General features: G+C 58.4%; 15 protein-coding genes and 4 pseudogenes. 12 read left to right on the top strand and 7 right to left on the bottom strand.

Features of this window, described 5'->3' with window-relative positions:
• Positions 1-504: 504 nt before the first annotated feature.
• Genes AC0L3K_RS05685 through AC0L3K_RS05665 form a run of 5 tightly spaced genes read left to right on the top strand, consistent with a single transcriptional unit; the run spans position 505 to position 5,305 of the window.
• Positions 505-1,566 carry a Gfo/Idh/MocA family protein gene (locus AC0L3K_RS05685; protein WP_247441511.1) on the top strand — a complete coding sequence of 354 codons (1,062 nt, stop codon included), beginning with the start codon at positions 505-507 and terminating at the stop codon, positions 1,564-1,566.
• A gap of 14 nt (positions 1,567-1,580) precedes the next feature.
• On the top strand, positions 1,581-2,033 hold the full coding sequence (locus AC0L3K_RS05680) for an acyltransferase (protein ID WP_473365593.1): 453 nt from the start codon (positions 1,581-1,583) through the stop codon (positions 2,031-2,033).
• Positions 2,034-2,045: 12 nt separating this feature from the next.
• Complete coding sequence (locus AC0L3K_RS05675) at positions 2,046-3,143, top strand: DegT/DnrJ/EryC1/StrS family aminotransferase (RefSeq protein ID WP_473365567.1); 1,098 nt, start codon at positions 2,046-2,048, stop codon at positions 3,141-3,143.
• A gap of 51 nt (positions 3,144-3,194) precedes the next feature.
• A complete protein-coding gene (locus tag AC0L3K_RS05670) occupies positions 3,195-4,124 on the top strand; it encodes an NAD-dependent epimerase/dehydratase family protein (RefSeq protein ID WP_473365566.1) in 930 nt (309 codons plus the stop codon).
• Complete coding sequence (locus AC0L3K_RS05665) at positions 4,121-5,305, top strand: glycosyltransferase family 4 protein (RefSeq protein ID WP_473365565.1); 1,185 nt, start codon at positions 4,121-4,123, stop codon at positions 5,303-5,305. Before AC0L3K_RS05670 ends, AC0L3K_RS05665 begins: the two co-directional genes overlap by 4 nt.
• Before the next feature lie 102 nt (positions 5,306-5,407).
• On the opposite strand, the gene AC0L3K_RS05660 is transcribed toward AC0L3K_RS05665, so the two are convergent.
• From AC0L3K_RS05660 to gmd, 3 genes are read right to left on the bottom strand one after another with little or no spacing between them, the layout of a single operon-like run.
• A complete protein-coding gene (locus AC0L3K_RS05660) occupies positions 5,408-6,628 on the bottom strand; it encodes a glycosyltransferase family 4 protein (RefSeq protein WP_473365564.1) in 1,221 nt (406 codons plus the stop codon).
• Positions 6,629-7,597: a GDP-L-fucose synthase gene (gene fcl, locus AC0L3K_RS05655; RefSeq protein WP_473365563.1), complete on the bottom strand. Its 969-nt coding sequence runs from the start codon at positions 7,595-7,597 to the stop codon at positions 6,629-6,631.
• Positions 7,578-8,663, bottom strand: coding sequence for a GDP-mannose 4,6-dehydratase (gene gmd / locus AC0L3K_RS05650; protein ID WP_247441521.1), 1,086 nt, complete (start codon positions 8,661-8,663; stop codon positions 7,578-7,580). The genes fcl and gmd overlap by 20 nt, the downstream gene beginning before the upstream one ends.
• 2,620 nt (positions 8,664-11,283) lie before the next feature.
• Here gmd and AC0L3K_RS05645 point away from each other — a divergent pair.
• From AC0L3K_RS05645 to AC0L3K_RS05625, 5 genes and pseudogenes are all read left to right on the top strand, one after another.
• Positions 11,284-11,406 (top strand): annotated as a pseudogene (locus tag AC0L3K_RS05645) (adenosylhomocysteinase); the annotation flags it as partial.
• Positions 11,407-11,659: 253 nt separating this feature from the next.
• On the top strand, positions 11,660-12,004 hold the full coding sequence (locus tag AC0L3K_RS05640) for a hypothetical protein (RefSeq protein ID WP_473365595.1): 345 nt from the start codon (positions 11,660-11,662) through the stop codon (positions 12,002-12,004).
• Positions 11,928-12,131, top strand: a pseudogene (locus AC0L3K_RS05635) (DUF2029 domain-containing protein); the annotation flags it as partial. The gene AC0L3K_RS05640 and the pseudogene AC0L3K_RS05635, both read left to right, overlap by 77 nt.
• A 58-nt stretch (positions 12,132-12,189) precedes the next feature.
• A pseudogene (locus AC0L3K_RS05630) lies at positions 12,190-12,528 on the top strand (glycosyltransferase 87 family protein); the annotation flags it as partial.
• A 1,054-nt stretch (positions 12,529-13,582) separates the two neighbouring features.
• The gene (locus AC0L3K_RS05625) at positions 13,583-15,457 is read left to right on the top strand and encodes an acyltransferase family protein (protein ID WP_473365562.1); all 1,875 of its coding nucleotides are present in this window, start codon (positions 13,583-13,585) and stop codon (positions 15,455-15,457) included.
• A gap of 1,014 nt (positions 15,458-16,471) precedes the next feature.
• Here AC0L3K_RS05625 and AC0L3K_RS05620 read toward each other — a convergent pair.
• Positions 16,472-17,548: an acyltransferase family protein gene (locus AC0L3K_RS05620; RefSeq protein WP_473365561.1), complete on the bottom strand. Its 1,077-nt coding sequence runs from the start codon at positions 17,546-17,548 to the stop codon at positions 16,472-16,474.
• A gap of 124 nt (positions 17,549-17,672) precedes the next feature.
• Positions 17,673-18,487 (bottom strand): annotated as a pseudogene (locus AC0L3K_RS05615) (YqaJ viral recombinase family protein).
• 437 nt (positions 18,488-18,924) lie between these two features.
• Here AC0L3K_RS05615 and AC0L3K_RS05610 point away from each other — a divergent pair.
• The gene (locus AC0L3K_RS05610; protein ID WP_473365560.1) at positions 18,925-19,485 is read left to right on the top strand and encodes a D-glycero-alpha-D-manno-heptose-1,7-bisphosphate 7-phosphatase; all 561 of its coding nucleotides are present in this window, start codon (positions 18,925-18,927) and stop codon (positions 19,483-19,485) included.
• 532 nt (positions 19,486-20,017) lie between these two features.
• Here the strand turns inward: AC0L3K_RS05610 and AC0L3K_RS05605 are convergent.
• Positions 20,018-20,257 (bottom strand): hypothetical protein, encoded by a 240-nt coding sequence (locus tag AC0L3K_RS05605; protein ID WP_473365559.1) that lies wholly within the window; start codon positions 20,255-20,257, stop codon positions 20,018-20,020.
• A 77-nt stretch (positions 20,258-20,334) separates the two neighbouring features.
• Here AC0L3K_RS05605 and AC0L3K_RS05600 point away from each other — a divergent pair, with 77 nt between their 5' ends.
• Positions 20,335-20,637 (top strand): hypothetical protein, encoded by a 303-nt coding sequence (locus AC0L3K_RS05600; RefSeq protein WP_473365592.1) that lies wholly within the window; start codon positions 20,335-20,337, stop codon positions 20,635-20,637.
• A 208-nt stretch (positions 20,638-20,845) separates the two neighbouring features.
• On the opposite strand, the gene AC0L3K_RS05595 is transcribed toward AC0L3K_RS05600, so the two are convergent.
• A complete protein-coding gene (locus tag AC0L3K_RS05595; protein ID WP_473365558.1) occupies positions 20,846-21,106 on the bottom strand; it encodes a hypothetical protein in 261 nt (86 codons plus the stop codon).
• Between the last annotated feature and the right edge of the window lie 14 nt (positions 21,107-21,120).

The raw sequence follows: 21,120 nt of genomic DNA, 5'->3' as shown, positions 1-21,120 counted from the left end.
GAGAAAAGAGTCCATGAAGCCACTGGTCCCAGGTGCGGTCGCCGACGGCCCGCGCAAGCACAACGCCGTCAACATGCTGGAGCGCCTGGATTAGCAATTTCGAGCCGTCCGTGTGTTGACCGTCAAGCGTCACTAGTGGGATCCCATGGCTATCCCGACCTGGATTTGTGGTTGGAGCACAAGAAGGAGGCGCTACGCTTAGGAACTGAGGATCTTCCGGGCGCAGTGGGTGAGCGACGGAGACTCCGAGGAGCGTACCTCGGCCGCGCCCCATGATCAGTTTTGCTGCCTAAACGCACAGAAATGATGCGGTCCGCAGTCGGATTTAGGGATTCCGAAATAGCTGTCTGGCAAAGCTAAGTTTGAGCTCTGATTCGCTTGGGTTGACGGAATGCAGGGAACGAGATGGATCAGCTTTTTAGGCCTAGGACTTGATTTAAAAGGGGTATCTCGAATATAGACGACCTACGTTCGACCACCGGGCGCAACGGAAGGGATCGCTGAATGATCAGGTTTGGCCTGCTCGGATGCGGGCGTATCGCCAAGCGTCACTCGGAGCTGTTGGGGAGTGGTCAAATTGAGGGCGCGCGCCTCGTTGCGGTCTGCGATGTGGTTAAGGCTCGCGCCGACGCTGTCGCCACGAAGTTTGCAGTCCCGGCCTACGACGATTTGAACGAGTTTCTCGCACGCACCGACATGGATGCCGTCGCGGTCCTGACGCCGAGCGGCATGCACCCCGAGCACGCCATTGCCTGTTCGCGCGCCGGCAAGCACGTCGTCGTCGAAAAGCCGATGGCGCTTCGGTTGCAGGATGCCGACGACATGATCCGCGCCTGCGACGAAGCCGGCGTAAAGCTGTTTGTCGTCAAGCAGAACCGCTTCAACGTTCCGGTCGTCAAGGCGCGGGAGGCGCTGGACGCCGGTAGGTTTGGCCGGCTCGTCCTCGGCACTGTGCGAGTGCGCTGGTGTCGAGACCAGAGCTATTACGATCAGGATGCGTGGCGCGGCACCTGGGCCTATGACGGCGGCGTGCTGACCAATCAGGCCAGCCACCACATCGATATGCTGGAATGGTTTTTCGGGGACGTCGTGAGCGTTCATGCCCGCGCAGCTACCGCCTTGGTGAAGGTCGAGACTGAAGACACTGCGGTCGCGACACTGAAATTCCGCAACGGCGCGCTCGGGATCATCGAGGCGACCACGGCGGTTCGGCCAAAGGATCTCGAAGGCTCTCTTTCGATCCTTGGCGAGAAGGGCACGGTCGAGATCGCGGGGTTCGCGGTCAACCAGATCAGGCACTGGAATTTCGTCGACGAGTTGCCGAGCGACAAGGTCGTCGTCGAGAAGTTCTCGGTCAATCCTCCCAACGTCTACGGCTTCGGCCACCAGGCCTATTATCAGCACGTCGTCGACTGCCTGTTACATCAGAGCGCTGCTCTGGTCGATGGTCTGCAGGGCCGGAAGAGTCTCGAATTGATCTCCGCCCTCTACGAGTCGATAGAGACCGGACAGGAAGTCGCGCTTCGTTTCGAGCCGCGGCGGAGCAAGCTCGGTGTGATCTCGTGAGCGGCAAGCCTCAGATGCACCAGGTTGCCGTGCGCGACGTTAAGTTCGGTGAGCGCGTCAAACTGGTTGAGCCCTGCAATCTCTACGGCTGCGAGATCGCGGACGACTGCTTCGTCGGCCCGTTCACCGAGATACAGACCGGGGTAACCGTCGGCCCGCGAACCCGTGTGCAGTCGCATGCCTTCATCTGCGAACTGGTGTCGATCGGCCAGGATTGTTTCGTCGGACACGGCGTGATGTTCATCAACGATACGTTTTCCACCGGTGGGCCGGCACGCGGGCGCCGTGAATTGTGGCGCGCGACGAAGGTCGGCAATCGCGTTTCGATCGGCTCGAATGCCACTATCATGCCGGTGTCCATCGCCGACGACGTCGTGATCGGAGCAGGTTCCGTCGTAACGAAAGACATCACCGAGCCCGGCAGCTACGCCGGAAATCCCGCCCGCCGCCTCAAGGGCAAGATCTAGGGAATAGCATTCATGCCGGTACCTTACGCGGATCTCGGGCTCCAGTATCAGTCGATCAAGGATGAGATCGATGGCGCCATTGCTGCGGTCATCCGCGATAGCGCCTTCATCCGGGGACCCTATGTCGATTCCTTCGAGCGACAGTTTGCGGCTGCGGCGAGGGTCAAGCACTGTGTATCCTGTGCGAACGGCACTGACGCACTCTACCTCGCGATGGCAGGGCTCAAGGTCAAGTCGGGTGATGAGGTCATCACGACCGCGCATTCCTGGATATCGACGTCGGCGATGATTACTCATACTGGCGCCCAAGTCGTGTTCTGCGATACCGACGGCGTGACCTTCACGATCGACCCGGCGGCGATCGAAGCCGCGATCACGCCGCGGACCGTCGGAATCATTCCGGTGCATCTCTACGGCCAGCCGGCGGACATGGACGCGATCATGGCAATCGCGCGCAAGCATGGACTCTGGGTCGTTGAGGACTGCGCCCAGGCGCATCTGGCCTGCTACAAGGACCGGATGGTCGGAACGTTCGGCGCGGCCGCGACCTACTCGTTCTATCCCGGCAAGAATCTCGGCGCTATGGGCGATGCTGGCGCTGTCGTCACCAACGATGCTGAACTTGCAGAGCACATGACTATGGTGGCGCGCCACGGCGGCCTCATCAAACATCAGCACAACATCGAGGGCATCAACAGTCGGCTCGATGGGTTGCAGGCAGCAATTCTTTCCGCGAAGCTGCCGCATCTCGCTGCCTGGACCAAAGCCCGGCAACATGCGGCTGCGATCTACGATGCCAGCCTCAATCAGATAGAAGGTGTGGAGGTGCCGCAGGTCGCACTCGGCCGCAGCCACGTCTATCATCTCTACACGATCCGTCATCCGCGACGCGATGCGCTAGCCGCTCATCTCAGTTCCAGCGGGGTGCAAACTGCGATCAATTATCCGACCGCACTGCCATTTCTTCAGGCTTACAAGCGGTTCGATCATAGCATGCGTGAGTTTCCGAATGCATACCGTGATCAAAACAGTATTCTCTCGCTCCCGATGTATGCCGAGATGACGAGCGAACAGCAGGAAATAGTTATCGATTGCATTCGCTCCTTCTAGTTGGTCATGCCTTTGTCGAGCCAGGTACTAAGACGGGGGTGAGATATTGTAATGACCATTTGGATCACCGGTGCCAACGGTTTTATTGGAAGGTATCTGACGCGCGAACTGGCCGAGCGAGGACTCGCTGTACATGGCCTTGGCCATGGGGCGATTGCAGAGCCCGACAAGCACTATCTCGGAATGCGCAATTGGTTGAACGGTGAAATCGAGTCTGCCAATCTCAACGCCTTGGCAGTGCGAGCGGGGTTACCAAACGTTGTCTTCCATTTGGCCGGCGGATCCTCCGTCGGAGTGTCCATCGCGCAGCCCTACGAAGATTTTTCGCGCACGGTAGCAACCGCGGCTCGTCTTCTGGAGTGGCTGCGTACAAATGCGCCGGAGTGTCACGTCGTGGTAGTGTCTAGTGCGGCCGTCTATGGCTCCGCCCTTGTGGAGCGCATTTCTGAAAGCGCAACGACCGAGCCCGTATCTCCCTATGGTCAGCATAAACTCATAGTCGAGCAGCTCAGTCGTAGCTATGCCACCACGTTCGGCTTGCAAAGCACAGTCGTGCGGCTCTTTTCGGTCTACGGTGCCAATTTGCGCAAGCAGTTGCTTTGGGATATTTGCATGCGTTTGCGCGACGGGGCTGGCGCGCTTACACTCGGGGGTACCGGGAGAGAACAGCGCGATTGGACAGAGGTCCGTGATGTGGCGAAGTTGTTAGCGCGCGTTGGGTGCAATCCGCCGGATCAAGCAGTCGAAATCATCAATGGAGGCTCGGGCATTGGAACGTCCGTTGCCGATATAGCTCAGTACGTCACGTATGCTTGGGGCTTAAATATTCCAGTGGAGTTTTCAGGTGTAGCACGGCCCGGCGATCCTCTATGCCTGGTGGCAGATGCCAGTCGGCTGAACGCATTATCCTTTGAATGGGAAATTGCCGTTCGGACGGGCATTGCCGAGTACGTCACTTGGTTCAAGGGGCAATTTCCTTGACTCGGCCGCCCCTCCGTGTCGGCTTCACATTCATTCCCCGCCGGTTGCATGCAGGGGGGTTCAACTATCTCAAAAACCTGTTTGCGGCTCTTCACAGATATCAGCCCGGCGAACTCGAGCCAGTAACATTTGCGGGCCTTTCGGACGATGACCAAGATCTGGCTAGTTTTCTGCGGATTCCAAGTGTCGAAGTCGTAAAGCATAAGGCGTTCGAACGCGATCATTCCGGGTTGACTAGTGCGCTCGTTGCCGGAATAGACCACGCGGCCGCTGCTGCTTTCGATGCGGAGAGAATTGACGTCGTGTTCGAGCATGCTCGGTTTTTCGGTTGGCGCCTTCCACTACCGACCGTCGCCTGGTTTCCGGATCTGCAGCACAAAAGCCTGCCTCAGCTGTTTTCCGTGACGGCCCGTTGGCGTCGTGAGCTTGGATTTCGTGCTCAGCTTGCCGCACGACGAGCGATCGTTCTGAGTAGCGAAAGTGCATTGAAGGACTGCAGGCGCTTTTATCCGGGCGCGACAAATCAGTTCTCGGTCGTCAAGTTCGCCAGTTACCCGACTAACGACCTTCTTGCAGTGAATCCTCGCGAGATTATCAGCCTTTATGGCTTGCCTGAGCGATACTTCTATCTGCCGAATCAGTTCTGGCGACACAAGAACCACCAATTGGTGCTCGATGCACTGGCGATTTTGGCTGAGCGGGGTATAAAGATTGTAGTTGCGGTATCAGGTGGGCCCGATGAACCGCCCAGATCCTTCAACGGCATCATGCGACAGGTTGAGGAGCGCGGGCTCAAGGAAAACTTTCGTTACTTGGGGATGATTCCTCTCGCGCACGTCTACGCGCTACTCCGGGCATGCCGGGCACTGATCAACCCGTCACGGTTTGAAGGCTGGAGTACGACCGTGGAAGAAGCGAAGTCCTTTGATGTACCCATGATCGTATCGGATCTGGACGTACACCGCGAACAGACTGGTGGCTCGGCTGTGTACTTCAGCGTCGACGATGCCGCGGCTCTCGCCGGATGCCTCGCCGAAGCTATGTCGAGAGATGAGCCCTTCGTCGTAAGGCAGTTGGGATCCTCGGTCGAACGGCGCGTTGCCAAGTTCGCCGAAGAGTTTGCGGATGCCATCAAGCGCGCTGCGGCAGCCGGCTCTTTACTCTCGCGGCGTGTCAAATAGGATCGGTCAGAGTTTCGCCCTAACCGGCTGATCGCCAACTTCGCTTTTCGGCCAGGATCTGAGGGCCGCATTGCGGTCTTGCGATGCGCGATGTCGATCAATTCACGCCTGCCTGATGCCATTGACGACCCAGCGGTAGCGGTCGAGCGCGACATCTTCGTAATATTTCTCGGCAACAGTGGCCGCACGAATGCCCTTGTATATCGTGGCCTGGCGATCTCTAGCGGCTTCGCGGATGATGCGGGCAAGCTCGGCCGGATTTTCTGGCGGAACGACCCATCCGATTGCCTCTTCGTTGAGCACCAGAGCTCCCTCCGAATCTACCTCAGAGGCTACAATCACTGGCCGCCCAACGGCGAGGATGTTGTAGAGGCGACTCGGTATGGAAACGCCAGCCACGTTGCGACGATACGGAATGATCCAGAGATCGGCGGCGGACAGGAACTCAACGAGCTCATCCTCAGCGACAGGTTTCAGCATCGTGATGTTCTCGAGTCTGTCCTTCGCGAACAGATCGTTCAGGTCCTTCCAGCCAACGCCCCATCCCGAGAGGATGAAGTGGATGTCCTTGTCTTCCCGCAGCAGCCTGGCCGCCTCGAAGACCGTCGCAGGATCGTGGGTGAAGCCGAGATTGCCCGAAAGGCCAACGATGAATCGTGACGGATCGGGTCCGCGGAATCGACTGGCGTGAGCGATCTCCCGATATCCGATTGGAACCAGCGCCCAGTTGGGAATGTAGTGAAGCTTGCCGGAATCGACACCTCGATACTTCTGGATGAGCGGAGCAGCATCGCGTCCAATCACGACGATGGCGTCTAGGCGCTTAAACATAAGGGTGTTGGCGAATCGAATCAGACGGACCGTAAGCGAGTTGGACTGCACCATGCCGGCCGCCTCGAGTGCCTCAGGATAGAGGTCGTAGATCAGGAGCATCGTGGCCGCACCTCTCAGTTTCGCTGCCAAGAGTACGGTATAGGGCAAAGTGAAAGGTGTCGTGACACAGAAGACGAGATCTTCCGGCCTTGCGCGCCTGAGAACGGAAAAGAACATCCGGGCCGCCAGCAGACAGATGGCTACGGCGCGTCGCACTAGTGCGGACTTGGGCGGATTCCAGGTGCCGACTTCGACGACGGTCGGTTTGCCGGGAGCGTTTGAGCGGCTTGAACCGGGCGTGGCGGAAACGACGACCACTTGGTGATCTATCGCAAGGGCGTCGGCGATCCGGCCGACATAGACCGCTGTCGTGCTCGTATCTGGCGGATAGAATTGTGCTGCGATGATCAGCGTTGCGGGCTTGTCCATGTGTCGATTGATCTTCGCCACTCAAATCTGCGGCTCTGAAAAGGTGTTGGCATGCTCCGTCAGGTACGCCGAGTAGGCGCGCCGAATTCCAAGCTCCAGCAAGGTCGTCGCGCGCCAGCCGAGCTTGGCGAGGCGGCTGACGTCGAGCAGCTTGCGCGGCGTGCCGTCGGGCCGCGAGCTGTCGAAACTGATCTCGCCGTCGTAACCGACGGTTTCGGCGACGACCCGCGCGAAGTCGGCGATGGTGATGTCCTCGCCCGTGCCGATATTGACCAGCTCTGCGCTCGAATAGGTCTTCATCAGGTGCACGCAGGCATCCGCCATGTCGTCGACATAAAGGAACTCACGCCGCGGCGTGCCGGTGCCCCAGACGACGACGTTCTTCGCGCCCGCAACCTTCGCCTCGTGGAAGCGGCGGATCAGGGCCGCGACGACGTGGCTCATTTCGGGATGATAATTGTCGCCGGGGCCGTAGAGATTGGTCGGCATCACGCTGATGAAGTCGCTGCCGTACTGGCTGCGATAGGCCTCGGCCATCTTGATCCCGGCGATTTTTGCAATTGCATAGGGCTCGTTGGTCGGTTCCAGCGGGCCTGATAGCACGGAGTCCTCGCGTAGCGGCTGTGGCGCCAGCTTCGGGTAGATGCAGGACGAGCCCAAAAACATCAGCTTCTCGGCGCCGTTCTGATGCGCGGCCTGGATCACATTGGCCGCGATTGCGATGTTGTCGTAGATGAACTCGGCGCGCAGCGTGTTGTTGGCGACGATGCCACCGACCTTTGCCGCGGCGAGGAAGATCACCTGCGGCCGCACGCGCGCGAACCAGTCGAACACCGCGGCCTGGTTGCAGAGATCGACCTCGCCCCGGTCCACCGCGACGAGCTTGACGTCCTCCCGTTCGAGCCGGCGCGCAATCGCAGCTCCGACCATGCCGCGATGGCCGGCGACGTAGACGCTTTTGCCTTTCAGCTCAAACGGTGCGTTTGCCACGGCCCGCGTCCCGCTTTGCCTCCGCCAGATCGCTCGCCATCATCTCCGCGACGAGCTCTGCAAAGCTCCGCTTCGGCTTCCAGCCGAGCACCTCGCGCGCCTTGCTGGCGTCGCCGACGAGGAGATCGACCTCGGTCGGACGGAAATAGGTCGGATCGATCTTCACCACGGTCTTGCCGCTCTTCTCATCGACGCCGGTCTCGTCGACGCCCTTGCCGCGCCATGCGATGCGGCGGCCGACTTGCTCGAACGACAGCTCGACCATCTCTCGCACCGAGTGCATCTCGCCGGTGGCGAGCACGAAATCGTCGGGCTTGTCGGCCTGCAGGATCTTGTGCATGCCCTCGACATAGTCGCGCGCATGGCCCCAGTCGCGCTTGGCCGAGAGATTGCCGAGATAGAGCGTTTCCTCCAGCCCGACCTCGATGCGGGAGACGGCGCGCGTGATCTTGCGGGTGACGAAGGTCTCGCCGCGCATCGGGCTCTCGTGGTTGAACAGGATGCCGTTGCTCGCGAACATGCCATAAGCCTCCCGATAGTTCACCGTGATCCAGTAGCCGTAGAGCTTTGCCACACCGTAAGGCGAGCGCGGATAGAACGGCGTGGTCTCCTTCTGCGGGATCTCCTGGACCAGGCCGTAGAGCTCGGAGGTCGAGGCCTGGTAGAATCGCGTCTCCTTCTCCATGCCGAGGATACGGACCGCTTCCAGCAGCCGCAGCACGCCGATACCGTCGGCATTGGCGGTGTATTCCGGAGTCTCGAAGGAGACGGCGACGTGGCTCTGGGCGGCGAGATTGTAGATCTCGGTCGGCCGGATCTGCTGCACCAGGCGGATCAGATTGGTCGAGTCCGTCATGTCGCCGTAGTGCATCAGGAACGGCACGTTGCCGACATGCGGGTCCTGATAGAGATGATCGACCCGCGCGGTGTTGAACGAAGACGAGCGCCGCTTGATGCCGTGCACGACATAGCCGAGCGACAGCAGATATTCGGCGAGATAGGCGCCGTCCTGGCCGGTGACGCCGGTGATCAAGGCGACTTGTGGTTTGGATCCTTGAGCATTCATTGTGGTTTCCAGGCAACCCAGCTTGCGATTGACGCTGCTGCCTATCGCACTTTTCTAATGATGTCTTGTCCTCTAAGGCGGTCCGATTGCAAAAAAAAATTACACGAACTTTCAATGGGTTAGCGGGGCGTTGCAGCAGATGAACCGCGAGCCAACTTTAACGCCTCATGCAACAAAGGTCTCTTCTAACCAACCAGCCGCTGGTGGCGCGGGCTCCACCAGCATCGGCCAACGAAAACGGTGACTGAGATGTTGTCCTACACGCCATCCTGGGACAGGATTCGCCGAATCCGGCGATGATTCGGGAGTGTGGGTACGCAAGCAACAGCGCGCACAGTCCTTTGGTCCCTTCTAAGGACCTCAGGTGCAGCCACAAAGGCGAGCTGACGCTGTGATGTGATAACGAGGAGCTCGCGGAAGCGCTGCGATCGAAGTAGGTCGCGATCATGGCAGTTCCCACGATCCAATTTGATATATCGACAAATTGGGCGTCTGTGACGTCACCGCGGCGATGGAACCAAGGCAACCGGGGGATTAATGAGCATCAGGTGTCGAGCTGACGTGGATGGTCTGCGTGCGGTTGCAATGAGCGCCGTGATCGCGGACCAGGCATTTGAACGCTATTGTCCAGGCGGATACCCAAATCAGTTGAACGACACCATCCGACATTCTTAATGCCGGACGGACCGGTCACCTGATCGAAGTGCGCCCGCGTCAGGCCAGCCAGATCGGTTCTTGAGCGCGCCAGGCCGGTTCGCCGAGCAGATGAGTTAGAGTTTGGCCGTGCTTTTGGCGAGCGGAGCTTCTGAGATTAAGCCAACAAGCGAGCCGTACCATTGCCTCATCGCATTTGTCGCGCCGGCGGAGCAAGTTCTCGGGCGTCAGATGGGCTCGTACCATTTCACCGCAACGTCATTTCATTCTAGATCATCGCCAGCATTCACGAGCAGCATCGCGCAAGGTGTTGTTTAAAGCGGACGGAAGGTCTGCGACCCGCAACGCTCGAAGTGGCTGAATATCCGAAGTTATTCAGCTCATTGTCTTTGAAGAAAACGCTGTAAGCCCAGCGTTTTGTCTGCTCCGTAGCTCCGCTTCGCAGGCAGACGATCCACGGGATGGATGAGTTCGGGGGCGCTGGGATTGGTACCGATATTTCGAGCGCTGGTTGAAGCTTGGCCTGGGCTGCTGCGGTCTTGAGAGAGTTGATCACAGTTGGGGCAGATAGATTCGGGGAGCCTGTTTGTGCATGCTGCGGGGGTCGGCAATGGATGAACAGGCTGCCAAAGAGGCAGCGGCTGCGATCGCGAACGGGGTACTAAACCAGTGGCGGCAGCCATGGCTGGTGATGTCCCGTCGAATCAGGATCTTGAGATCTCCCACCGATCCTGGTTGGACATACAACAGAGCCCATTTTGAACGATACTGCATGATCAAGTGTGTCGCTCTCGCAACATCAGAATTGTTCCGTCGATCTTCGCAAAGCTTATGACTTCACAGGGTGCCGAATTCGGTCTTTGATGATGTCCGAGCCGGGAAGAGATTCATCCGGACATTTTTTAAGCCAGGATCAAGAGGCCATTTCTTGAGGGCGTCGACGCCAATGCAGATACGTAATGTCGCCACATCAATTGCCTGGACCGGGCTCGTGGGCGTCATCATCCTCTATTTGATCTTCGGCCCGGGCTAGGCTGCGCACTCCATTATCTCGATTGATCGGGTCGGGCTGACGATAGCATGTAAACCCGTCACTGAGATCGAAGATGGAAGGTGACGAAGAAAAGCCGCCCGAAGGGAAATTGCACCAGCTCGCCATTCTGGCGGCGAAACGCACCCTGGCCGTTCTCAAGGTGTAGGGTTCAAGGGAATCGCTATTGGCGAGGGGTTGGCGAACGGTGTTGGGGCTATCCTCAGGGAAGATGGCTCGCCGGCTTTAAGAGAAGACGGCTCGCTCCTATTGCGCTAGGAAGCCGACACCGCGCGATTTGAGGGCCACGTCGGACTACCTCATCGGACAGTTATCATTCGAACAGTCCTGACCAACCAGGTCCAAGCGCAGCTCACTGCAGCGACGCTGCTGAGCGCAATCGAACTGAAGATCGAGGTGTTGGGCGCGGACGGTTCGAATTCGGAAATCGACGAATTCTACGATCTGAAACGCCGTGTTGAAGAATTCCTTGCTGCAAACCCAAAGAGGGACGAAGCCCCGATCGCTGATGCCACGCTGCGATCGCCGATGGATTCCGTCGTTTCTGGACGGAAAAGCACGTCAGCATCTGCGAAAAGACCCTCGACATGACACTGTTCGGCGCCGGCCTCGCCTTTTGCGGATGGCAGGAGTGGGCGGTTCCTACCGAGTTGTCGCGTGCCATCGTCGGCGGCAAGACTGTTGCAGCCGGAGCGAAGCTCTTACCCGGGAAGGGCGCACCCGAATGCGGACGCGAGTCCCTGTTCTTGCACAGCCATCACGCGCGGTAGCTCGCGCGTTCCAGTTCGCCCCGTTCTGTTCACGCGCATCGTTCGTGCACAGGTTATTTTGCAGGGGGGCGGCGTTCGGCAACGCGCGCATCATGCCGGGCTCGGGCTCCCGGCAAAGCCGCTCCATGCGCGTGCGAGCTCGTGGAGAATGGCCCGGCTGCACCTCGCCAAGATCGGCGTCAAGCTCACCGAGCTGCGCAAGGACCAGGCCGACTACATCGGCGGGAAGCAGGAAGGTTCGTACAATTCGGACCATTATCGGTACTGAGATCAGGCCCTGGAGCAATCCAGGGCCTTTATTGCAGTTGGATGACCTGCACGCTCGATCGTTCCCCGAAGATTGTGGATTGTTAACGAGTTTCGAATGACCTTGTTACATGTTCGATCCGAATTTGTGAGCGCCCAGGCAAACCCATGACATCTGTGGATGAGCCGGCAGGAAGTCCGGGCCCGCCGTCGCAGGCCTCCGCCACCGAGTTTCTCAATCCGGAGCGCTGAGGCTTGTCGCACAATGCTGGATCGTGGTCGCGGCGATTGCCTACTTGGTCGGTCTGTTTGGTCGAATGCGGGTCGGCCTGACGGACGGCATTCGCACCCCGTTCGGCGGCGACTTCATCAACTGTTGGTCGGGCGCCTATCTCGCACTGCATGGCCAGGCGGCCGAGGTCTACAACTTCGTCGCCTTTCATGAGTTCGAAAGCTCAGTGGTCGGGCCTCAGATCGATTTCCTTCACTACTCCTATCCGCCAGTTCTTCTTCTGCTGACTGTAGCGCTCGCGCTTCTTCCCTATGGCTGGCGCACATGGTTTGGCTCGTGTCGACCTGGTACGGCTTCTACCGCGTGCGCTGAAGCTTGCTGGCGGTGACAAGGCGTTGCTGCTGTCGCTCGCGGCGCCAGCGGTGTTCGTCAACGCGGCGACCGGACAAAACGGGGCATTGACGGCGGCGCTTCTGGCAGGGGGGCTGCTGCTGGTTGACCGCCGGCCGGTTGTGGCGGGAATTCTGTTTGGGCTGCTCGTCTACAAACCGCACCTCGCAATGATGCTGCCTGTTGCGGATCGCGAGCCGACGCTGGCGCGTGACCGGTGCTGCCGGCGCCACCGCCCTCCTGCTGATCGCGGCCAGCGTCGTGGTCTTTGGTCCTGCCGTTTGGGTCGAGTACCAGCACAACCTCTCGGTGCTGCGCGCAGTCATCCTCGAGGATGGTTCCGGGGCCTGGCACCGCATGGTTTCGGTGTTCGTATTTGTCCTGCGTCTGGGAGGCGGCGTTGAATTGTCCTGCGCGCTCCAGCTAGCCGCTGGGATCGCTGCGGCGCTAGTCGTTGGTTGGAGCCGGGTGCGTAACGATCCGGCCTACATTCGCAACGCCCTGGTCGTGGTCGGGACCTGCCTCGCCACGCCCTATCTTCAGGACTACGACCTCATGATCGGCGCATTCGTGGCGGTGTGGCTCAAGAACGCCCAGCAGCACTCAAAAATCGACGCTCGCTGGTTCCGACGCCGGGGCGGTAATGGTGCTGCTGCTGCCCCTGGTGGCCGCCGCACTTGCCAACTTCAGCGGGCTGGCCTTCGGGCCCCTGTTCTTGATCCCGTCCTTGATATTAGTCGGTGCGGTCGCGGCGGAGCAGCGTCGAACAGGTTGCACCGTTACGACCAGTTGACCCGCCGCTGCCGCGATCGGACAATTCTCTCCGGAGGAGATCCGATGAAGAACGCCCCACAAGAACAACATTTCGACGTGCTGATCGTCGGTGCCGGCCTGTCCGATATCGGCGCGGGTTATCACTTGCAGCCCGACGAAGAGTGAGGCGTCGGGCACTTTGCTGCAATCGGCGAGTAACATTTATCTGTTTAACTTAGACGGCATCGTAGCCGCGAAGGCCGCCATAGCGATAGTGACGCTACCTGTTGGCCGTATTGTTACGGGAGCCGTAAAGGGCGTAAGCCAAGGTTTGGAGAAAGGTCTTTCCCGCGGGGTCCAGGATCGCTTTCGCGGCCGCGAACGCGTGAGAGAAGCCGAACGTCGACCCGCATAAAAGAAAGCGGCAGCAACAGAAACAAAAACGGCCCCTGCAAGAAGGCGAAGAAGGCCAAGAAATCTGAGAAAACGATGAAACGATAGCGAGCGCGCTGTTTCGCTGTGAGCGCGGGAGTTTCGTCGCTCCCGCGCCCGTGGTCGTCACCCCGGCGTGTGTCGCCAGCCGCTGCCGGTCGCGCATCCTGTGAGTTCGGTCCCGCGTTCTCGGCCGTTACGGTTTCAGGTTCTGCCGGTGCAAGCTTGACGCCAGCGCCACTTCGCTCTTGAACATGCCGCCGCGCTACTTTCGCCTATTGCTGTTGCTGGGGCTGGCATTGTCGTGTTTAAGACCGTGTCCCGGTACCCACGAAAGCGGAACAAAAGGCAACTAGGCAGGCTTATGGGCGGAATCGGTTATCGATCTGACGTGGACGGTCTGCGTGCGGTTGCGGTTGGCACCGTGATCGCAAACCACGCCTTCGAACGCTTCTGTCCCGGTGGCTTCGTTGGAGTTGACGTATTTTTCGTGATTTCCGGATTTTTGATCACGGCGATCTTGGTTGAGGAGACATCAACCGGCACCTTCAGTGTAACCGGGTTTTACGCTCGGCGCGTCCGTCGAATCTTCCCTGCGCTGATTCTTGTCCTCGCAGTGGTTTTGGTCCTCGGCTGGTTGCACATGATGCCGAACGAGCTTCTATCGCTCGCTCGGAACGTCTTCGCGAGCACTCTCTTCTCCGCCAATCTGATGCTGCTATCCGAAGTCGACTATTTTGACCTTGCAGCAAAAAGCAAGCCGCTGCTTCATCTCTGGTCGCTCGGCGTTGAGGAACAATTCTATCTCATCTGGCCGCTGCTGCTCGGTGCCCTGGCTGCCGCTCGATTGTCCGCGAGGAAGGCAATCGTCATTCTCTCAGCAATATCTCTTGCCGCAAGCATCTATCTCACACGAACTCACCCCGCAGCCGCATTTTACCTGCCCGTGAGCCGCGCCTGGGAGTTGGGCACCGGCGCATGCCTCGTGCTGTTTCGAGCCGAAATCTTACATCAGATGCGTTCGCGCCTTTCCCGCGAATTAGCAGGCAATCTGGGGATTCTGGCGATTGCGGCCGCCGCTGTTGTGTTCAACGGAAAAACGCCATTTCCAGGGGCCGCAGCAATTGTGCCGGTGTTGGGGGCCGCGCTGTTTATCTCGGCGCCTGGGTCATTCGCGAGCACAGTGCTTTCAGCCCGGCCGCCAGTTTTCATTGGTCTGATCTCCTATCCTTTGTACCTGTGGCATTGGCCAATTCTTGTTTTTTCTGAGCTTTTCGCCATGCATCCGCTCAGTATTCGCGAGCGCGCGATGTGCATACTCGCCAGCACACTGGCTGCCACGCTTACGTTCCTTCTTGTTGAAAAACCGATCCGCCGCAGACCATTTGCGATCCCACCACTGGTCGGAGCAATGAGCGTGATCGCGGCTCTAGGGATCGCGGTAATCAAGGCTGATGGATTTCCGTACCGAATACCGCAAGAGATCCGTCAAGCAGCGGTGGTCGTTCCTGGGCGTGACTTCATCCGGTACGGTGAGTGCCATGTCTCCGCCAGCGACCACGCTCAACTATCTCCCAACTGCATCGAGAAGAACCGCAAGCCTCTAATTGCGGTTTGGGGCGACAGCACGGCTGGAGCTCTTGCGGCCGGGCTTTACCAACTCGACGATCGCCTCAGGCCTGGCATCGCCCAATTGACGTTGAACTCATGTCCCCCGGTTCTTGTCGATGCTGGCGAGTTGCCGCCCGACTGTGTTGAGGCCAACAAAGACATCCTCGCTCGCATCACGCGCGCGAAACCGGACGCAGTCCTTTTGCACGCTATTTGGAACCTATATTGGCAGGAGCCCATCATCGGACCAACCGTCCGCGAGCTGCAACGGGCTGGAATTCGGACAATCATCGTGGGTCCGGTGCCTATCTGGGAGCAGCCTTTGCCGCGACTGTATGCGGAATACTATGCGGCGCGCAGGACAGTTCTCCCGGAAAGAACGGCACAGTTTCTCCGACCGTTGCTAGCTGAAGACGGGCTGCGGCAAACATCGAATAACCTCGGTGTCCGCTTCTACTCGCCCCACGCAGTACTTTGTGATCCGACCGGATGCCTGACCCGCACCTCTCCCGAGCTTCGAGACATCGTCCAATCAGATTTCGTTCATCTGACGCCGTCCGGCGCAAAATTTGTCGCGGCAAAGATGGTCCAAGATCTTGGACTAAGGAGAGATCCCGATCCGCAGGCAACGGAAACTGACCAGCCTCGGCATTAGGTTGCTCGTCAGCATCCGATGATGTGCCAGCGTGCCTGGACTGTCCGGTCATCGTCGCTTGGGGGCGGCCTGATCTGGGTATTGTCCGGCTAGCGGCTGGGCTTCGCTGCGAATTCGGGCCGGCCAAATACTCGCACGTGCTAATCCACCGCTTTACAGCCATGGGGAAAACCGCCCCCAGGTCATTTCCGAATCCCCGAGCGTGCTCGCTATCTCCACAGTGTTCTGGTTGAGGAGGTGCGCGTGAGCCAATTTTTATCCGTGCTGCTGCTCGTTACGAGTTTGATGCGGTGGCCTAACATCAGCGCTCAACTTCAGGCCCAAAGCTGGACGCCAACTCGATAACTGAAGCTGCACCCTTGCGCTCCGCTCCGGTTGCGGAAGCATGCCCAGGGGAGCGTCAACTAAGAGGGCGCCCCCGGGGTTTCGAGCGATTTAGGGGCGTACTCGATCACGCGCGGTTCGCGTGAACACCCAAGTGCGGATCACGGCGTGATGATCTACGGCGGAAGGTCGATGCGATGGGCTGTGAGGCGCGCTTATAATCGAAAGTACTGGAACCCTGCCGACACCAGCGGTGGGGTGCAGAGTGCGGAGGGCAACCCAATGCGCTTCCATAGCCCCATCGGGAACAAGTTTACCTCCACGATCGTTTAAAAATAACAAGTGGAGGAGGATGGCGTGAAGCGATTTTGTTTAGCATTCGCCGCGTTGGCAGCGCTTAGTGCGGGCGAGATAACCACAGCGAAGGCCGTGGAATTTGATGTCGGTCCAGGTGGCGTCTACGTAGGGCCACACCGGCACCGGGGCTATTACCACGACCGGGACCGGTATGACCGGGACCGCTATTCCGGTTCATATGCCCGAGAGGGAGGCGACAGTTGTGGTATGTGGCTTCACGAATGCGCTCGCTCTTATGGTGAGGGAACGCGTCTATACGAAGTCTGCATGTCCCGACGAGCGGCTGTCGTTGCTTGCGGGCGCTAACAGCGTCCGTCTGGCATAGACCTGCCGCTATGTTACCGATTGGGAACGCGCAACAGCGTCGCTTGATAACGTCGCCGCAAATGCCACTGGCGACTTTGCACTTTCGACAATCATCGGTTTTTCTCTCCGGTTACTGAACCGCGTGCACCTGTGCGCCAGTGCTATGAACGGTCGCTCGATTATGAAGTAGGTCATTAGTGACGTGCCAAGCGTGATCGCGACGAACGTCGGAAGATGGTCTGGTAGATGCCGCTTGGTTTGCCAAATGTAGTCGACCACGATCGGATGCAGTAGATACGCCGAGTACGAAATGGCCCCGATTCCCTGCATGATCGGCAGGGACGCGCGCGCCGGCCGCTGCAGCCAATAGCAGATCAGCACTGCGGTTGCGAACGCTGCATAGGTCCCTTGGAAGTAGCCCCCCAAATTGCGCGCCGTGATGGGGATGGCCAGACAAATCACTAAAACCGCAACGGCCGTGTTGAATGCAACATCGTTTGCAACAAACTTCGGCAGCTTCTGATCGGCGGCCCAAAGAGCGACAATCGATCCAACAAGGAACTGGTGATAGTATGCAAACGTCAGGGATTCGCCGTGAGCTAACCGAGCCGCGATGCTCGCCACCACCAAAATCAGGAAGCACAACACGGGATAGCCGGTTTTCCGCGCGATGAAGAGAACTGCCGGAAAAGTAATGTAGAACCAAAACTCGACTGCGAGGCTCCACAGCACGCCGTAGCTATATCCGAACCAAACCGCGAAGTCCGAGGTGAACGTGAGAAGGCCTGGTATCTGAGAGGCAAAATTATCAACATTATCGCGATAGAGCCAAAGCCAGAGGATCGCGATCTGCGCAACATACATCGGATAGATCCGCGCAACTCGACGACCCCAAAACCTCACCACGTTCGGAATTGTCAGCATTCCCTCACGGAGGAGAATGCTACAGATCAGATAACCGCTAATGACGAAGAAGACGCTAACCCCAATAGCCCCTCCTGGAGCTGTGGATGGGCTGGCATGCCCGAGCATCACGAACAAGACTGCCACAGCCCTCAGCCAGTCCAGATATTCGACGCGATCTGTGATTTTCGATTGGCCCAAAACGCACCCCCCACTGCGCCTGTGTTACCTCAGCCGCAGCAGTTGGGAAAGGCGGAACCTTGCCAAACGTGGCTAGAACGTCGCGCCCCGCTCGCGTCCATGGGGTTATATTGCCTCGATCCTTTCATTGGATTGGTGCATGGGACGCCTCCACCTGGGCCTCGAAGCTGATCGCTTCGGACTTGGAGCGCTTAGCCTTGATGCCGTGGCCGGTTGCCTCTTTGGCATCCTCCGGCATCAGCTTCTTCAGGTCGGCCTTGCGGTCTCGTGCTCGCCATGCGCCTCGCGGGTGCGCAGATAGGTGGCCGCCAAATCCGCCCACTGATTGGAGGTCGACATATCGACGACCTTGATCGCTTCCAACTTGGGCCGCGGGGTTTCGATGTTGCACAGGACAGGCGGCTCGCCACTCTGGACGCAGCGCCAGAACATCTTCTCGGCCGTGAGCAAGAGATGCTGGTAGAGCGGATCGGCGTGCATCTTGATCTCGACCCATTTGCCGCCGCCGGTAATGATTGAGAGCACCGCGCTGCGGGAAGCCATCACCCACATGTTGTGCTGTAACTGCGCCATGTGCTTGTCGGCCGCGGCCTCCTCGGTGAAGGCCCATGGCAACATGAACTTGGCCTCGAACACCGCGTCGGTTTGTTCGACAATGCCGTCGAGCGTCGCTCCCATCCATTTGTGCACGGGATGGCGAACGCGCTTCTGGATGTCCTTGATGGTTTGCCCGGAGGATCGTTGATACCAGGCGCGGTTGAGGACCTCGGTTATGGTGCCGAGCTGGACTATCAAATTGTCCGAGAGGTCTTCTGGGTCGATCTCGCCGCGCTTCTCCCGCCCGAGTCGTAAAAGCGAGTCCTGATCGTCTCCCATGATGGTCCGCGCATCCGAGCCGCCGATGAAATGACGGCGGTCGTTAGGGTTAAACCGAACAATGTGATTGGGCGCATCCGCGCCGTTTGTTTGAACTGTTGTCGCCGGTATTTCCTACGCAAAACAAGCGGCTTCACATGCCGCAATGCCTGAAGCCCCGCGTCCGCGAGGCGAGATACCGGCGCTACGATCGATGGGGGCGCCCAGTCGAATCAGTGACGCTCCAATCACGGATGAAGGCCAGTCCTTTCTGCAGCAACAATCTTGCTCGTTATAGCGGCAGAAACGGCTTTTGTTCTTACGCGCTTAGGCCAAGGGCGGGACGACGGTGATCGGTACAAAGACCGACAAAACGAAGCCAATTCACGCATGAATAGCAAAGACGTGGATGCAAAAGGCGCGCTCGCAGTGAACGATTGTCTGGTCGCATGACATGTTGAAATGAAGCCGTGATTGTCGGAAGATCGGCGGGTATCCCCTCCAATTTGGGCTAGTGAGATTTGAAGCGCCCGGCAGTATTTTTCGATCGTGATGGCGTTCTCAATGAGGACGACGGCTATGCTTTCGATCCCGGCAAGATCCGGTGGGTGGAAGGAGCCCAACAGGCCGTAAAAGCAGTCAATGATGCCGGATACCTTGCATTTGTCGTGACCAACCAATCAGGAATTGCGAGGGGGCTTTATGAGGAGCGGCATGTTCGCAATCTGCACGACTGGATGTCGCGTGAACTTGCTATCGTTGGTGCCCGTATCGATGCATTCGAATTTTGCCCACATCACCCGGATGGTCTGGTTGAGCGTTACCGTGTCCTCTGCAACTGTCGTAAGCCGCAGCCGGGGATGATCAGAGCCCTCCTTGAGCGGTATTCGGTGAATATCGATGCTAGCTTCATGGTCGGCGACAAGCAGAGCGATCTTGCTGCGGCTCAAGCGGCCGGAATAGCAGCCTATCTGTTTGATGGACCAAACCTCCACACGTTCATTGCCCCGTTGTTGACGGATTCGTCGTACCCTCCGGATCGGTTACCATCGCATCGTGGAGGAGCCGGAACCGAGGATTGAGGTCGTGCACTTTGCGCGAAGCGGATTGCTCGACTGCTAAGTAGAGAAATCAAGGAGGCAAGTTGGCTTAAAGCGACAAATCGAAGCCAATCGCGCAAACGCAGAGAGGAGTACCGGGCCGCAAACAACCGCCGGCAAAGCAGCATCGAGCCGCAACGCCTATCGGCATAGCTTATCTCGTTGGGACGAACCCGCTGGTTCTGGTTTCGCTGGCTTCGATGCAGTTCTTGCGGAAGACTTCAAAGGTACGGACATGGATGTCGCAGTTCAAGATCTGGCTCAAGCGAGGAGTCGCCAGGATCGCCTGCGAGCTCTTAGGTTAATTCTGATCTTTGGAGGTGATTGAGGGCGCAGAACCAAAGCAAATGAGATATCTGTCGAGCTTGGAATGGTATGAGAAGGCTGCTCTCTCGCAGCAACGGCGGGGGCTCAAACATTTGAAGCGGAATGCTGGATGAGAACCACGAGTTGAGTAGGACATTGGCGGTCTAGGGTCTCAGGCCGGGGAGCGCCGCGCCGATTGGACGGGCTGCTAGTATTTCAAAGTCTTGGAGCGCTGCATGACTACATTTTCCCACTGCTCGCTGTCGCGATCACCATCGGCCTGTTTGTGCTCTACGCCATGGTGCGGCAGAGCTTGCGTCGATCCCGCGCCGATGAGGTTCCTCACTGGCCGGATTCTAGCCTGAGATAGCGATCGGGCGTAGAAGCGTCCATCGCCATACGCAGGCGCATCGAGAAAATCAAAACTGAGCTTGCGCCGCTCGGGCAAAGCGACAGATAGAGCCTCCTTGGAAGTAGCCCTTTTCGATCGAGGAAGAGATTAAACGCGCGCTTGCCATTGTGATGATGCTACTCTTGCCAACGTCGCTGAACGCCGGATCAACGATCGTGGGCGCTGGCTCGCAATCTTGTACCGCTTGGCTGAATAGGAAGAAGAACTTAGTCGTAAAGGCGGCCTTTGAATCCTGGGTCGTGGGTTTCGTCAGCGGACTAAACGTGAGTGCTGAGAGGGACATTGTTGGCGGCGGCGATTTCTCCGCGATTGTTGTTTGGATGGACCGGCGCTGCAAATCTCATTCTTCAGATCAAATTGGAGTCGCAGCTCTCGATCTGGCGATGGAATTGGCTGGTAACGCGGCGAAGCGCTGATCTGCTACACACGCCAGTTGACGCTGACGCCGCTACCGTCCTTAGCCCGGCGGAGCCGGTCATGGATCACGGAGACACATGTGCGGATCAAGCTACCCCAGACAGACCTCAAGTCAGTGCAAAGCCTTGGTAGCATTGAGCTCAAAGACGAAGGGGCGGACACGTCGGCCAATACTTTTTCGGAAAGGGTCACGGCCGGACCGTCTTCCTATTCGGGAAGTACAAGGGCACTTTCAAGACCCACGCTGAGTGTCAAGCGTTCATCGATGGCGTGACCGCTATGATTGATGACAATCGCCTCCCGCAGCAAGGAAACTGAAGCTGATAGCAAAGGCTTCGATAGCTTGAGTTTTGAGACAGTTCGCGCATTCTTCTGGCGCGCCAATGGCAGCGCAGACCGGAGCAGGTGTTTGAGCTTGGCAAAGACCGGTTCGATCGGGTTCAGTCGGGTGCGTATTTTGGCCGACACGCAATCCTCGCGCC

Source organism: Bradyrhizobium sp. MI1.10 (genome assembly GCF_055811035.1).
This window is presented reverse-complemented; position numbering and strand designations above follow the sequence as displayed.